Origin of the sequence: Ruminococcus sp. YE71, assembly GCF_900119155.1 — a bacterium.
GTDB lineage: Bacteria > Bacillota > Clostridia > Oscillospirales > Ruminococcaceae > YE71.
Window position 1 is genome coordinate 73,011 of sequence record NZ_FPIR01000011.1, and the last position, 15,140, is coordinate 88,150.

Here is a 15,140-nt window from a genome sequence, read left to right on the forward strand (position 1 = left end):
TATCACTCCTTTATTTATTTGTTGTTTTCCGCTCCGCTTCCGACTTCGGATACCTATATCTCCACTGGTCATACTCCTCACGGGTGATCTCCCCGTTGCGGTATTTCTGAGCCATTTCCTCCCACGGTTCGAGCAGACCTGTCATCTTCGCAAATGTTGAGCCGTTTTGTCTGTTGATGCGGATACAGATTTCCCCGTCCAGACGGTCGATCTTGAAGCCGTACAAGTCCTCTAAGGCAAACAGTGTGTGCATAAGCCCTGTGTAGCTGTCTATGTTTGGCACGTTCAGAGCCTCGGTCGATACGTCAAGTGCGTCGGCAAGCTGTTCTACAAGGTCAGCTTTGGGTGTGCGTGAGCCTGATTCATATTGTGCCATACGAATATCGGCTGTCCGTTCCGAGAAGCCGACCTGCAAGCCAAGAAACTTCTGTGTCATACCTCTGAGGTTCCGGAGAAACCGGATTCTCTCACCTATTGCCATATTGTTGCCCTCCATTTTCAATCGGCAGACGATCTGCGCCGCCATTTTTCACAAATCTATTATAACATATATGCTTAGTGCTTGTCAAGATAGTAGAAATAAAAATGTTTAGTGTTTTTGCGCTTGACATAACGGCATATGTTTAGTATAATATAATCAAAACTTAACGAATTAGAGTTAAGTTGAAGAAAGGAGATACTCTTAATGACAGATAAAAATTTTATGAGAGTAGAAGATGTTGCCAGGGAGCTTGATGTATCCAAGTCCTATGCATATAAGATAGTGCAGAAGCTCAACAAGGAGCTTGAATCTAAGGGTTATATCACGATCTCAGGCAGAGTGAACAGACAATACTTCCTCGAAAGGACTTGCTACGGCGGTTCTGCTGAGGACAGCGAAAGGAAAGAAGGCATAAACAGTATTCTTTCTTGGTGTTGCAACATATGCACGGAAGAGCTTGCCAGATTTTCTTGGAAATATTCCACTTAATGAGGCTTGGGTTTGCAGATGGTGCATATGCTCGGTGGAGAACACTATATGAACTATGCTGCTGCGCAGATTTTATAAGGCATCATGGGGAAAAGATTGCCAAACAATACTATGAACAATCAAATACCGATGACCAAAATTATAGTTGGGCAAAAGGCGCTCTTGATGAGAAAGGAAATAAACTCGATGCTGGAAGCTTCAAAAAGATTCAAGAAATAGTAAACATTGACTCTGGCTGGTTGTCACAATACAAATTGGCTTGCTTCATTACACACGCATCATCCCAAGGGACTTTTGGAAGGCTTGCGAATGGAAGTACAGAAAACCTAATTACTGTCGGGCATTCAAATTATGGTATTGCAACCGCAGCAGAACACTCCGCAATATGTTTATGCTGGATCACCGGAGAGTTTGTTACGTTATTCCATCATCTTGATTCAGATGCAAGATGTAAGTTATTAAGTGAATGGATCAAAGTGGTACGTGATGCATATTTTACTGCTCATGAGGAAACATTCGGAGAAAAGCTTGGTGAAAATGAATCATCGAAAACCTCTTGACAACCTCCCAAATCTGCGCTATAATACCAAATAAGGAGCAAGCCACCGGGCACATATTCTCCTATAAGTCGCTGGTTTTGGTTATCATGGCGCTAAAAAAATGATAACTCGGCATCAGTGGGCAGTATAGTACAGAGCAAAATGTATAACTGAGATACCACAGCACAAATCGCCTAAACAAATTTGTTTAGTATCGAGTGAAATCTGGGGAGTGGGAATAATAAATCAACCCCAACCCACACGCAATTACAGCACTTTTTGCACTTCTCACTCCGATCCGATAACAAAATGATACCATTCCGATCCGGCGAATATTCTTTCATGGCAGAGAGATTTGAAGATTTGTGCAAATCTCGATTCCCGCGGTAAATACAAGGCTTAGCGAAGGTCATGTGGCCTTCGTGTGACGCAATTTTCGGGGAATAGGGAGTATTTGTCCAAATTTTTACACAGTTATAAACTCTCGATCTTCGACTAAAAACAGCTGAAATAATGACCCATTATGCCCGGTCGTCGGGCGTAGTGGGTCGCTGTTTTTTCTGTCAGAAATAAAAAAATCCGAAAGAAATTACGAAAAGCCCTTGACAAAACTAACGAACGGTAGTATAATAACTAACAAGAGGTTCGGAGGTGCTTGATATGTCAAATGATAAACGCGAACAGATAATCTTAGCGACGCTGGAGCTCGCGGCAGAGAACGGGCTCGGAGGCGTGTCGATGTCGCAGATCGCCGACAGGCTCGGCATCCGCAAGCCCTCGCTATACAACCACTTCAAATCGAAGGAGGAGATCATCAGCGCGATGTACCACTTCCTGCGTGAGAGGTCGAGGTCGCAGGTCTCGGCTGCCGCGGTTGATCTCGGCGAGCTTGTCAGGGACAGGTCGGCGGAGGAAGTGCTGAGCTTCACGGTCGCCAACTACAACAGGCTCAACGAACAACCTGAGATGATGAGCTTCTACAAAGTCATCTACTCGCAGAGGTCGCTGGACCCCATCGCTGCGCAGATAATGGCGGAGGAGACCGAGAAGATGCTCCTTGCCACCAAAAATCTATTCTACGCATTGAAGGCTCACGGCAAGATCACGGTGGAGGACGTTGACACAGCGGCAGAGAGCTTCGCGATGACGATACACGCGATGACGGAGTATCAGCTCGACTGCGTGAACAGCGGAAAGGAACCGAAAAAGGATATGCTCGGCGCATACATCAAATGGTTCGCGGAGCAGATCGGAGGAAACAATGGATAAGAAAACGCTTATAAATTACATCGGACTGCTGGGCGTGGTGTCCTTCCTGTCCTATGTCGCGGCGGTGGTATTTTCGCCCCTCGCCTACCCCGGCTACAACTGGATGGCGCAGGCGGTCAGCGACCTCAGCGCGGAAAACTCGCCCTCCAGAATGCTCTGGAACCAGCTGGACGCCCCCGGCAACAAATGCACGCTGGTCTGCCTGATGTGCGTGTGCATCTACATCAAAGACAAGCTGACCAGAACGCTGAGAGTCGGCATCTACCTGTTCACGGGCATGAGCTGGGTGTCGGGCATCGGCTACACCATGTTCCCCCTCTCGGACAGCGGCAACGCCGGGAATTTTCAGGACTTCATGCACATCTATGTCGTCACCGCCCTTGTCGTCCTGCTGTCGATCGCCTCGCTCATCGTCATGATGGTGGGCGGCTACCGCTCAAAGGGAAAGTACCGCTACATCGCCATCGCCGCGACTGTTGCGCTGACGATGATGTTCGTGGGAGCCATCGGTAAGGACGCCGTCCCGAGAGAGTACTTCGGCATCGTCGAGCGTTTCAGCGTGTTCGCCGCGACGGGATTCACGGGATTCCTCGGCATCTGCCTTTTCACAGGGTTCAAGCCTCACGGCGAGGAGAAGCTCGGATAATAATATAGTCCTGTTATGCTCGTTCGGGCGTAACAGGACTTTTCTCAATTTGCCAAAACAGAGCCACCGGATATTCCCGATGGCTCTGTCACTAAATCTTATTTGCACTTAACGCTCTTGACAGCGCTCCAAGCTCCATAGTACTTGGTCTTGATGATGAACGAGACGGACTTGCTGTCGGTAATGGTCAGTCCTTTCCCCGAGTATTTAAAATTTTTTTGTATAAATGCACAACCTCCCCGCTCGTTTTTTTACACTCGGCTAACTTTCATTTGATTGACTATATTCATATAATATGTTATAATTGTAGTATAATTCAAGTGTGAGAATACAGTTCTTGCAGACAGTGAGGTGAGCCCGATGAGCAGAAGAAAAACCATTTGCCTTGTGACCGCTTCTCCCGATACCTCCCATTCCCAGAGAATAAGTCAGGGCGTCTTTGCACAGTGCGAAAAATACGGCTATAACGTAGCACAGTTTTCTTCAATGATAAACCTTGATTATTTTGAAGGCTTCAAGGATCATATGATCGGCGAGATCAATATTTTTGAGCTTATCGACTTCAGCAGGTTTGACGGAGTCGTTATCGACAGCATAAGCCTTATGCCCAACAACGAATCACAGTATATGGAGATGCTGTATCCGAGAATAAAAGCTCAGCCCGGACTGCCCGCCTATTGCATCAGTATGCCGTACAAAGATCTGGCGGTGGTCGAAAATGCCAACGACGAACAGATAAGAGAGATCTGCCGCCACGTTATCGAGGTACACGGCTGCAAGGATATCTGCTTACTTACAGGATTCAAGGGCAATCCCGAAGCCGAACAGCGGCTGGAGCTTATGCTTGACGAGGTAAAGCTCCACGGACTTGAAGTATCCGACGAGCATATCAGATACGGAGATTTCTGGTACGGGAGCGGTATCCAGCTGGCTCAGGATATAATCGAAGGCAGGATCGCAAAGCCCGACGCTGTCATAGCCGCGAGCGACCACATGGCGCTGGGCTTCATCGACGAGTACACCCGACTGGGCGGCGAGATCCCAAAGGATATCTGCGTCATCGGCTTTGAGGGAACCCCCGAAGCCGCTCTGAACAGGATCTCGCTGACTTCCATCGAATCAAACTTTGCCAAATGCGCGGCGGACGCGGTAGATAGAATAAGGATGGACATTGAGCCCGATAAGGAAATAATCCCCTACGAGTCCGATCTGAAAAAAATGCTCCATCTTTCAAGAAGCTGCGGCTGTCCGCCTGATGTTGACAGGACGATCGAGTCAATAAATCATCAGATATATTACATAGCAAGGAACTACGATCAGGTCTCCTATGCGGATAATGTGGATATAGGTCTGCTGATGGAGAGCCATATCCCCGAAAGACTGTCCGCGTCCCAAAGCCCTGCCGACTGCATAAGAAATATCCACGACCTCACCTTTATCATCGATCCGCTGGTGAATTTCTATCTTTGCCTCAGAGAGGACTGGCTGGAGTCGGACAACGAAATGACAAAGGGCTATCCCGACAGAATGAAGCTTATGCTGATACGCTCCAATGTCGGCGAGGAGGACTTCTGCGGCGAGGGTGAGGGCTATTCCTTTGATACCTCGCTGATGCTCCCTCAGATGTACGAAGACCACGACGAGCCTTACGTTTATTATTTCTCGGCAGTCCATTTTTCTGTCAAGACCCTTGGCTACGCCGTCCTGCAGAGAAAGCTCTGCGATCACAGCAAATTCAATCTGGTCTACCGCAACTGGCTGCGGTTTGTGAATACCGCTCTTGAGATGGTGAGGACTAAAAACCGTTTCGTGGTGCTTTCCGTGTACGACAAGATGACAGGTCTGCTGAACAGGCGCGGAATGTACGAACAGCTGGAAAAACTGAAAGACAGAATGCCTGCCGGCAAGCGCTGCTTCGCCTGCGTCATTGACATGGACGGTCTGAAATACATAAACGACACCTTCGGACACGCCGAGGGCGACTACGGCATCAAGCGGGTCGGCGAGGCAGCACTTGCCATCACCGAGCCCTCCGACATCTGCGCGAGAGCGGGCGGTGACGAGTTCTATATCGTGGGCGTGAGAGACAGCTTTGACAGCGAAGAACTTACGGCTCGGTTCTGCGACAAGCTGAAAGAGCTGACCTCCTCCGACGAAAAGCCTTTCCCCGTGACCGCCAGTATCGGCTTTGCGGAAAGCAGCAGCGACAAGCTGGATATCGAGGAGCTGCTGTCCGAAGCCGACGAAAATATGTACCGCTACAAGCTGCAAAGAAAAAGACAGCGCAAATAAAAAGCAAGCTATCCCGAAAAAAATCGGGATAGCTTTTTTTGTCTGTTCAATCGGTCACTTCACAGTCGCTTTTTTGACGGGACTCCACGCGCTGTGCTTTTCTTGGGCGGAGTTTTCTTTTGTTCAGACGGCGTTTGTAGTGCTATTGCAGCAGAGTTTTATTTCAATTATTGGCGGAATGTTACAAAAATTTATGTCACGCAGGCGCAAAATAAGCGATTTTGCAACAAATTGCACCCTTTTTGCAATTGTGCATATATTGGTTAAATGCTATAATAGAGATATGCTACACGTCCACTTCACGAAAGCGAGGAGTATCTATATTATGAAAAAAGGATTCATGAAGAAAAGCGCGGCTGCTATGATGGCGATGTCGGTCGGGATGACAGCCATGCCCGCAGCCCCCATCTCTGCCGAAGAAATAACCGAGACCTACCGCTATGCCGATCTCAACTACGATGGTGCCATAGATGTGCTCGATCTGGTGTGCATGAAACGCGGTTATCAAAATCCGGACAGCCTGACAGCCGTCCAGAAAGCGATCTGCGACCTCAATGCGGACGGCACATTCGACGCCGATGACATCACTGTGCTTCAGGAGTATCTGGTGAACCGCATTGCCGAATTCCCGTCGGGGCAGATCTATTCCAAAACCTTCAAAACGCCCGACCCTTATAACGGGCAGAAAACGCTCACAAGCGGACGCTGGGTCGAGAAGCTCGACAGAGGAACCTATGCTGTGAACGCAGGCGGCTCCGTCTTCGTGAGCTGGCGGCTCCTCGCGCAGGACGAGCAGGACATCGGCTTCAACCTCTACCGCAGAACCAACGGCACGACGGTGAAGCTGAACTCCTCGCCGATAACAGGCGGAACAAATTTCACCGACAAAACAGCAGATCTTACGCAGGATAATACCTATTATGTCACGACAGTATATAACGGTGTGGAGACCCCGACCGACGGCGATTTCACGCTGAAAGCAGGCTCGTCCGTCTGGACTAAGGGCAATAACGGTGCGGCACAGATCATTCCGATCAAGGAGGGCGGCACGATACATTTCGTCTGGGTCGGCGACTTCAACGGTGACGGCGCATACGATTACCTCGTAGACCGCTGCACCGACGATCACCAGAAGCTCGAGGCATATCTGAACGACGGCACGTACCTGTGGACTCTCGATCTCGGCGTGAACAGCGAGAACAAGAATAACATAACCCCAGGTGCGTCCACCCTCGACGTTGGTATGTGGGACGGCGCTACGGTCTACGACCTCGATCTGGACGGCTCTGCGGAGATACTTGTCCGAATCGCGGACGGCGTGACCTTCGGTGACGGCAAGACATTCTCGAACAATTCAGGCGGCAACGGTCAGGCGATAGCAGTCCTCGACGGCATGACAGGCAAGCTCGAAGCCTCCGTCAACCTCCCTCAGGACTACATGAGCGTCGGTCCGATGGCGTGTATGATGGAGGTCGGATATCTTGACGGCGTGAACCCTGCACTCGTGTGCTGGCTGAAAAACCGCAACTCCGACAAGAGCTTCAACAGCCTGATGGTAGCATACGGCTATGCTGGCGGAACAGAGTTCAAACAGCTCTGGAAGTATGACGCTAAATCGATGGGCGGTGCGGAAGCGCACCAGTTCCGTGTGGAGGATGTCAACTACGACGGCAAGGACGAGGTTCTGCACATGGGCTACGCGCTCAACGGTGACGGCACGCTCCGCTATCAGGTCAAGGACGTTGTTCACGGCGACCGCTGGCACGTTACCGCGTTTTCAAATGCGCAGAACGGCAAGGAAATGTGGGGCTACGGCGTTCAGCAGAGAAACCCCAACACGCTCCTCGAATACATCTACAACGCCAGCACAGGCAAGCTCATCTGGACGAATTACGGCGGTGACGGCACAGTCGATATCGGACGCGGTGACATCGGTGACGTTGACCCGACCCACGAGGGCATGGAGGTCTGGTCGTTCCAGGGTATGTACGACATGAACGGCAACAAGATCTCCGACACCAATGCATACCCGTCGTTGAAGCTCTACTGGGACGGCGACCTGCTCTCGGAATCCTATAATGACAGCAAGATCGAGAAGTGGCATTATGATACAAAGTCTGTCGAGCGTCTGGCAACGACATGGAAGATCACAGGCTGTTCGTCAAGCGACAGAGGTGCGCCGATGTTCTACGGCGATATTCTGGGCGACTGGCGCGAGGAGATCATCTGCACCGGTTCGGACTATGCAAGCCTTGTCATCATCTCCACGACGATGCCGACCGACTACCGTCTGAACACCCTCTCACAGGATCCTGCCTACAGAAACGATATGACGAGCAAGGGATATGTGCAGTCGAATATGCTCAGCTACTATCTCGGTGATGGCATGGACGATCCCGGACAGCCCGATGTTCGCTACATCGGCGAAGTCGCACTTGACGAGAACGCGGTCTACGCCATCCGCAACGTCAACAGCGGCAGATGCATGGACGTATCGAAATCCGGCCGCGCAGACGGCACGAACGTCCAGCAGTACGGCACAGTTCCCGGCAAGGCGAACAACACATGGAAGATCAAGCCCGCAGGCAACGGCTACTATTATATAGTATCTGAGCTTTCCACAGGCGAAAACTGCTACATGACGGTAGCAGACGGCGCAAATACTAACGGCGCAAATGTGGAGATCTCCAGCTTCCGCGGAGATGATTCCCAGAAGTTCAAACTGAAAGCCAACCCCGGCGGTTCGGTGATGATAATGACCAAGTGCTCAAGGGAGAGCAAGTGTGTGGAGATCATCAACGCCGAGACAGGCGCAGGCGCGAACGTTCAGCAGTGGGTCCCCACAGGAAGCACCTGCCAGTGGTGGAAGTTTGAAAAGCAGTAAGCATTCCAAAGATCCTTCGCAGTGATGAACTGCGGGGGATCTTCTTATTTGCAAATACAATTATACCATAGTTCCGACCAATAATCAAGCATGAGACTTTTGAAAGATATCCGATTGACTATTGCGGCTCGGTATGGTATAATTGACATAGACCTTTATAATAGTATATCAGTTCGTTCTGATGTAAAAGGAGAAACCATGGCAGAAATACTTGACATTGTAGACGAAAACGGAGTTCCCACGGGACAGACCGTTGACCGCGAGACCGCGCATCTCAAAGGCATACCGCACCGCACCTCCCACGTATGGCTTCTGAGGGTTAAGAACGGCAGGGTGCAGGTGCTTCTCCAGAAGCGTGCCGATCACAAGTCGGCATTCCCCGGCTGTTACGATATCTCCAGCGCGGGGCATATCCCTGCGGGCGTGGATAATATCTCCTCGGCACTCAGAGAGCTCAAAGAGGAACTCGGAGTAACGGCCGTCGCGGAAGACCTGCATTACTGCGGTATCAGGCGTATCCGATACGACGATGAATTCTTCGGCAAGGAGTTTCACGACAGGCAGGTGTCGAAGGTCTACGCCCTCTGGAACGACACCGACGAAAGCGGGTTCGACCTGCAAGAAGAAGAGGTGGACAGTGTCCTCTGGATGGACTTTGACGAGTGCGTCAGACGCGTCCGCGAGAACAGCTTCAAGCACTGTATCGTGATGGAAGAGCTGATGCTGCTGAAAGACCACATCGACAGCCGCCTGACAAAATAAACACTCAAGGGAGATGAACCACTATGAACAGCTTTCATGAAAACGCGGAGAGATTTCCGCTGTACAACAGGATCAGACAGGATCACGATATCAGCGTGTACATAAAGGCGCAGAACGAGTCGATGCAGGCGATGGGGTATACCGAACACAGCTTTGCTCACATCGGCGTCGTTGCCGACCGCGTAGGGTACATTCTGGAGACACTGGGTCTGGACGACCACACGATAGACCTCGCCCTGACGGCAGCATGGATGCACGATCTCGGGAACGTCATAAACCGCGAAGATCACAGCCAGTCGGGCGCGATGATGACCTTCTATCTGCTGGACAAAATGGGCATCCCCGCTGAGGATATCGCACCGATAATCAAGGCCATCGGCAACCACGACGAAGGCTGCGGTCTGCCTGTGAGCAAGATCGCGGCGGCACTTATCATTGCCGACAAATCCGACGTCAGAAGAAGCCGCGTTCAGGACAAAGACAAAACGAATTTCGATATCCACGACAGGGTGAACTATTCCGTCAAGTCGTCGGTGCTGAAGATCAATCAGGATCATACGGCGATCAAGCTGAAGCTCGAGATCGACACAAGATACGGCGAGATCGGCGAATACTTCGAGATCTTCATGGAGCGAATGCTGCTCTGCCGCAAAGCCGCGGGATTTCTCGGTCTTGAATTTCATCTGATAATCAACGAGCAGACTTTGATGTGAGATACTACTGAAAAAATACAGAAACGGATAGCTGGCATTGAACCGGCTATCCGTTTTATTATCTTATATTGCGAGCCTTGCCCACCGAAACAAACCCGTCAAGCACCGCCCGAAGATCAGTCTCCGCCTCAGCTTCCCAGCAGCGAACGCCCTCGACGGTGTAGAATAGGCACATACAGTGAATTGCCAATCTTAGTAATAGCTGAAAGAGATGCAGCAGATGTAGTGACTGGAAACCTTAAAGCATTTGAATTGTTTGACAAAGTTTATATGTCATCAAAGGATGGATTAAATAATGACTTTATAAAAACAGACGATGTTCTTAAAAATGGTTCATGTGTTATTTATATCATGGTAGATAAATATTGTACTGATGGTCACGGATACGACCTTGAATCAACATTAAATGATATTATCGAAGACTCTGATTCGGAATATGATTTCATATCAGAAGGACGCTTTGGGGAGTTTTATTATATTCATCCAATCAACGATTAGCTGCATTCTCAAATAACATTTCTCCAATGAGAATATTTTGCGAAAAGCGTTAATTAGACATACTTTTTGCAAGTAAAAATGAATTCATATGACAAGGTAATGAGTAACCGCTAGATAACTTACCACCAATCCCACTCAACTCAAAATTGATAAAATAGATCTACAGCACTATACACTCTCCGTAATTTTTTTACGGAGAGTGTTGACTTTTCATAGAAAATAGTCTATAATATAATCAGGCGGTGATAAAAATGCTCAAAAGATTTGAAGTAACAGGCTTTAAGAATTTCAAGGATACGCTGACAATTGATTTTACAGATGTCAGGGACTATAAGTTCAACACCGAATGTATTACCGATGATACTATCAGCAAAATGATAGTTTACGGCAAAAATTCTGTCGGCAAGTCAAATCTTGGGCTGGCGGTTTTTGATATAGTAACGCATCTTTTCTCCAAAAAGGTCAATGAAGATCTCTATGTCTATTATCTGAACTCGGAGAGTCAGCAGGATTATGCTGAATTTAAATATTTATTCCGATTCAATAATGCTGATGTTTGGTATCGCTATAAGAAAAACGCTCAACAGGAGTTATTGTTTGAAGAAATAGCTATCGACAATGATCTGTTTTTCAGATATGATTTCAGAAACGGCGAAGTAGCTTACGGCGAGACATTTCGGGCAATTGCAGGCTCGTTACGTTTTAAAAACCTGAACGTTGAATCCGCACTCAGCTATTTTGTCAATAATGTTTCCCTCGAAGAAAATCACCCTTTGTCTCAGATGATCTCCTTTGTTAATTCAATGCTCTGGTTCAAATGTCCTGACGATGATGAATATATAGGATATAAATTCAAGAGGACAGACTATTATAGTTTCCTTAAAGATGATACACTCAGGAACGAATTTCAGCAATTCCTCTACAATGCAGGCGTAAAAGAAAACCTCGACATAAAAAAAGAACCCGATGGAACAATGGCTCTGTACTTCGACACAGCCACACCCATGCCGTTTTTCAAGGTCGCATCAAGCGGCACTAAGGCACTTTACACTTTCTTTTACTGGTACAAGACCGCTAAAGATGTTTCTCTTATCTTCATCGACGAATTCGATGCTTTTTACCACTATGAACTTGCTGAAAGCATCGTCAGACTGTTGGAGAAAATGCCGCATACGCAGGTCATTCTCACTTCGCATAATACCAATCTGCTGACTAACAGAATAATGCGTCCCGACTGCTATTTCATTCTCTCGGACAACAAGCTGACCTCGTTTGCAAATGCGACCGACAGAGAGCTTCGTGAGGGTCACAACCTCGAAAAGCTGTACAAGAGCGGTGAGTTCGATGGCTAAGGAAAAGGCAAAAATACTGATGCTTGTCGAGGGTGCAAAGACTGATGTCAAACTGATGACGCATCTGCTTGAGGTCTATGGCATCGACAATAATCACACGATCGTTTCTTACAACACGAACATTTATACGCTGTACAACGAGATGTTTGCTGACGGTGATCCAGACAGCAAGGATCTGCTTCAAGTGCTTAAAGCTCATGAGACTGATGTTTCTTTAAAGCCTATTTTTGATGAGAGCTATTCCGACATCCTTCTTATCTTCGATCTTGACCCACAAGACGGACTGTATTCTGCTGAGAAGATAATCAAAATGGCAGAATACTTTGTAGAATCATCGGACATGAGCAAGCTCTACATCAACTATCCGATGGTCGAAGCATTCTACCACATGAAGTCGATACCCGATCCCGACTATTGCAGCTACACCGTGACTATGCAGGAACTGACTGCACGCTCATACAAGGAAAGAGTCAACCGTGAAAACCGCAATCATAATTACCAGAAGTTTGCGGTTGACAGATCGGAATGCAGTACAGTTATCAAGCAGAATATTGAAAAAGCTGAAATGATAGCTTAAACAGCGGATGATACACTTTATTCAGATCTGATAGAAGTGCTGAGAAAGCAGACCCAAATGCTCTCGGAAGAAGAAAGACTGTATGTGCTTTGCACTTGTGCATTTTACATAGTTGATTACAGTCCCAAACTGATCGGGCAGTAATGAATGTTCTACATCAACCATACACCAAAAATAAACCAATTACGATTTTTCAGTGTAGTTATTAATGAGGTTATTGTGGGGCATATTATAACAAGGAATAAATCAAGAAACATTTTGCAAGTATAATAGTGAAAGAGAGAAGGAAGATGGGACTGTTTAAGATCACATTGACTGACGACAAGGTGCTAACAAGCTATATGGGCTCAAAACCTAATGAATCACCGATCAGCGATGCTTGGTATGGCATAATTCAGTGTTTAAGAATTGGCGGGGACGTGATCGACGTATCTGATGAACGTGATCCGAATAAGCCATTGTATATGGATCTGTCATTTACATTCAATACAGACACAGCAGAGAGAACCCTGCCAAGTGATGATGAACCAATTGATCCACTGAAAGATCTCGATGCTTTGCTTGATTGGCTGGAAGAAAATCCTGATGAGCTGAAACGTCTTACTAAGCTTATAAATGAATCACGAAATCAGAGATAAGCAGTGTAATTATTATTTCAAGAGTGCAATGGTGAATAGTGCAAACACTCACTGACCTTTGCATTCCTGGCTTCTCTTGGCATTATATGCGTTCTTCTCCATCAATAAAAAATCTTCTAAACCTCTTGATTTCCCGAACGCAATAAATGAAATATCTTAACTGTATTAATATGGAGTACTTATCATGAAAAAGGTTAAGAAATATATCATTCTAATTTTACTTTTAATTTTTATCGGTATTTTTGTCCTTTTTTATTTTTTTGATCCGCTTGAACAATTTCATAATTACACATTACCTTCTGGTGATAGTGATTTTGTTCTATGTTACTATCAAGCTGATTTAGGTGCAAAAGATAAAACATATTACATTATTGATGAAGATGGAAACATTAAGAAAAACATTTCAGAATTTCCTCTTAATTATAGTAAACTAGCTGAGTGGAATAGTAAATGCAAGATTCAATTTAAAAGCGATAAAATTAGTAATGACATGATTGAAAAAATAAAGATAATCAATCCAAATAATTGTCGAACTGTATCTCATGTTGGAGAAAGCGAAATTGCATATCCTGAATCTTGTTACTATGTAGTACATATTAAAGATGACGAAATATCAATGCAATCAATAAAGATAATTTATTATAATGGCTCTTTAGGAAATTCACCAAAATTAGTAAGTGTATGTCGGAGTCAGTACACCGATGACATATGCGAACTTATTGATAAAAAGGTTTATGAATATGAAAGCTATATACACCCAAGTTATTAATTCTTGTGAAGACGTATTTTGAAACAGCTGAACTGCTAAATGAATTATTATTAGCCATAGCACCATAGCCTATTGGCGCACCCGTTTTCCGTTCCACACAAGTCTGATTAGGCGTAACCGCCAACCAATCGTAACCGCCAACCAATCCCCCAAAAAAAATTATTCCCACCAAAAAGAGCCGTGCTGACTGACAACACGGCTCTTCTGTATATCATATGCTGGAAACAACTATACCTGCCCTGTTGAAGATTGATTACCGCACGCCAAATGAAAAATCATCAGCCGCAACCACCCGCCTTGATTTTCAACCATCCATGTGATATAATAAAATCATCAACACCGCAAAGGAGCACCGACATGAGTAAACTGAAAGTCGCACTATTACAGATTAATCCCACCGGCACGCTCGCGGGGAATCTCGCGAAGGGCGTTGCTGCTTGCAGGAAAGCTAAAACGCTTGGCGCGGACGTTGCGCTGTTTCCGGAGATGTTCAGCATCGGGTACGATATTTACGAGCGGTCTGCGGAGGTCTGGACAGCGGAAGCTATCTCTGCCGATGATGAGTTCGTTTTGACCTTCGGGCGGTTAGCGGCTGAGCTTGAGATGGCGGTCGGGGTGACCTTTCTTGAAAAGCATGAGCCGAAGCCGCTGAACACTTTGGTGCTGTTCGACAGGTTAGGCAGGCGGGCGCTGAAGTACTCCAAAGTTCACACCTGCGATTTCAGTGCGGAAGCTGCGCTCGACCCGGGGGACGGTTTTCATGTCTGCGACCTCGACACTGCGGTCGGCTCGGCGAGGGTGGGTGCGATGATCTGCTTCGACCGCGAATTCCCTGAGAGCGCGAGGGTGCTGATGTTGAAAGGCGCGGAGGTAGTCCTCGCGCCCAATGCCTGCCCGATGGAGATCAACCGTCTCGCCGCGCTGAGGACGAGGGCTTACGAAAATATGCTCGCCGTCGCGACCTGCAATTATCCCGACAGCGTCCCCGACTGCAACGGTCACTCGACGGTGTTCGACGGGGTAGCGTGGCTGCGCGACGAGCCGGGCGTGCGCGATATGTGCATACTCGAGGCGGACGGCTCGGAGAATATTTTCACCGCTGAGATCGACCTCGATATTCTTCGAGAGTACCGTGCGCACGAGGTCATGGGAGATGCTTACCGAAAGGCGTGGGCGTACAGCGACCTGACGGAGCAGACCACTGATCCTTCCGACAGATAAAACAGGCGGC

At 47.5% G+C, this 15,140-nt stretch carries 14 protein-coding genes and 1 pseudogene; 14 read left to right on the forward strand and 1 reads right to left on the reverse strand.

Annotated features, from left to right (window positions below; all coding sequences use genetic code 11):
• Positions 1-10: 10 nt before the first annotated feature.
• Positions 11-481: a helix-turn-helix domain-containing protein gene (locus BT142_RS11295; protein ID WP_072418302.1), complete on the reverse strand. Its 471-nt coding sequence runs from the start codon at positions 479-481 to the stop codon at positions 11-13.
• A gap of 204 nt (positions 482-685) precedes the next feature.
• On the opposite strand from BT142_RS11295, the pseudogene BT142_RS11300 reads away from it, so the two are divergent.
• The 14 genes and pseudogenes from BT142_RS11300 to BT142_RS11365 form a co-directional block, all read left to right on the forward strand.
• Positions 686-886, forward strand: a pseudogene (locus BT142_RS11300) (hypothetical protein); the annotation flags it as partial.
• A 65-nt stretch (positions 887-951) separates the two neighbouring features.
• Positions 952-1,530, forward strand: a complete 579-nt coding sequence (locus tag BT142_RS11305; protein WP_139182221.1) for a DUF5677 domain-containing protein — start codon at positions 952-954, stop codon at positions 1,528-1,530.
• Between the two features lie 639 nt (positions 1,531-2,169).
• On the forward strand, positions 2,170-2,778 hold the full coding sequence (locus BT142_RS11310) for a TetR/AcrR family transcriptional regulator (protein WP_072418304.1): 609 nt from the start codon (positions 2,170-2,172) through the stop codon (positions 2,776-2,778).
• Complete coding sequence (locus BT142_RS11315; protein WP_072418305.1) at positions 2,771-3,424, forward strand: DUF998 domain-containing protein; 654 nt, start codon at positions 2,771-2,773, stop codon at positions 3,422-3,424. The genes BT142_RS11310 and BT142_RS11315 overlap by 8 nt, the downstream gene beginning before the upstream one ends.
• A gap of 360 nt (positions 3,425-3,784) precedes the next feature.
• A complete protein-coding gene (locus BT142_RS11320) occupies positions 3,785-5,716 on the forward strand; it encodes a GGDEF domain-containing protein (protein ID WP_072418306.1) in 1,932 nt (643 codons plus the stop codon).
• 325 nt (positions 5,717-6,041) lie between these two features.
• Positions 6,042-8,600 carry a rhamnogalacturonan lyase family protein gene (locus BT142_RS11325; protein WP_072418307.1) on the forward strand — a complete coding sequence of 853 codons (2,559 nt, stop codon included), beginning with the start codon at positions 6,042-6,044 and terminating at the stop codon, positions 8,598-8,600.
• Positions 8,601-8,798: 198 nt separating this feature from the next.
• Positions 8,799-9,362, forward strand: a complete 564-nt coding sequence (locus tag BT142_RS11330) for an NUDIX hydrolase (protein WP_072418308.1) — start codon at positions 8,799-8,801, stop codon at positions 9,360-9,362.
• Between the two features lie 23 nt (positions 9,363-9,385).
• Positions 9,386-10,075: an HD domain-containing protein gene (locus BT142_RS11335; protein WP_072418309.1), complete on the forward strand. Its 690-nt coding sequence runs from the start codon at positions 9,386-9,388 to the stop codon at positions 10,073-10,075.
• 183 nt (positions 10,076-10,258) lie between these two features.
• Complete coding sequence (locus BT142_RS11340) at positions 10,259-10,573, forward strand: hypothetical protein (protein WP_072418310.1); 315 nt, start codon at positions 10,259-10,261, stop codon at positions 10,571-10,573.
• 251 nt (positions 10,574-10,824) lie between these two features.
• The gene (locus BT142_RS11345; protein WP_072418311.1) at positions 10,825-11,925 is read left to right on the forward strand and encodes an AAA family ATPase; all 1,101 of its coding nucleotides are present in this window, start codon (positions 10,825-10,827) and stop codon (positions 11,923-11,925) included.
• A complete protein-coding gene (locus BT142_RS11350; RefSeq protein ID WP_242871968.1) occupies positions 11,918-12,502 on the forward strand; it encodes a hypothetical protein in 585 nt (194 codons plus the stop codon). Before BT142_RS11345 ends, BT142_RS11350 begins: the two co-directional genes overlap by 8 nt.
• 290 nt (positions 12,503-12,792) lie before the next feature.
• Positions 12,793-13,140, forward strand: a complete 348-nt coding sequence (locus BT142_RS11355; protein WP_072418312.1) for a hypothetical protein — start codon at positions 12,793-12,795, stop codon at positions 13,138-13,140.
• Between the two features lie 184 nt (positions 13,141-13,324).
• A complete protein-coding gene (locus BT142_RS11360; protein ID WP_072418313.1) occupies positions 13,325-13,909 on the forward strand; it encodes a hypothetical protein in 585 nt (194 codons plus the stop codon).
• 357 nt (positions 13,910-14,266) lie between these two features.
• A complete protein-coding gene (locus BT142_RS11365; RefSeq protein ID WP_072418314.1) occupies positions 14,267-15,130 on the forward strand; it encodes a carbon-nitrogen hydrolase family protein in 864 nt (287 codons plus the stop codon).
• Positions 15,131-15,140 lie beyond the last annotated feature (10 nt).

Coding starts and splice junctions, on each gene's coding strand:
- BT142_RS11320 (WP_072418306.1), top strand. CDS start 3,785: ATGAGCAGAAGAAAAACCATTTGCCTTGTGACCGCTTCTCCCGATACC.
- BT142_RS11365 (WP_072418314.1), top strand. CDS start 14,267: ATGAGTAAACTGAAAGTCGCACTATTACAGATTAATCCCACCGGCACG.
- BT142_RS11350 (WP_242871968.1), top strand. CDS start 11,918: ATGGCTAAGGAAAAGGCAAAAATACTGATGCTTGTCGAGGGTGCAAAG.
- BT142_RS11310 (WP_072418304.1), top strand. CDS start 2,170: ATGTCAAATGATAAACGCGAACAGATAATCTTAGCGACGCTGGAGCTC.
- BT142_RS11315 (WP_072418305.1), top strand. CDS start 2,771: ATGGATAAGAAAACGCTTATAAATTACATCGGACTGCTGGGCGTGGTG.
- BT142_RS11330 (WP_072418308.1), top strand. CDS start 8,799: ATGGCAGAAATACTTGACATTGTAGACGAAAACGGAGTTCCCACGGGA.
- BT142_RS11345 (WP_072418311.1), top strand. CDS start 10,825: ATGCTCAAAAGATTTGAAGTAACAGGCTTTAAGAATTTCAAGGATACG.
- BT142_RS11295 (WP_072418302.1), bottom strand. CDS start 481: ATGGCAATAGGTGAGAGAATCCGGTTTCTCCGGAACCTCAGAGGTATG.
- BT142_RS11355 (WP_072418312.1), top strand. CDS start 12,793: ATGGGACTGTTTAAGATCACATTGACTGACGACAAGGTGCTAACAAGC.
- BT142_RS11335 (WP_072418309.1), top strand. CDS start 9,386: ATGAACAGCTTTCATGAAAACGCGGAGAGATTTCCGCTGTACAACAGG.
- BT142_RS11360 (WP_072418313.1), top strand. CDS start 13,325: ATGAAAAAGGTTAAGAAATATATCATTCTAATTTTACTTTTAATTTTT.
- BT142_RS11325 (WP_072418307.1), top strand. CDS start 6,042: ATGAAAAAAGGATTCATGAAGAAAAGCGCGGCTGCTATGATGGCGATG.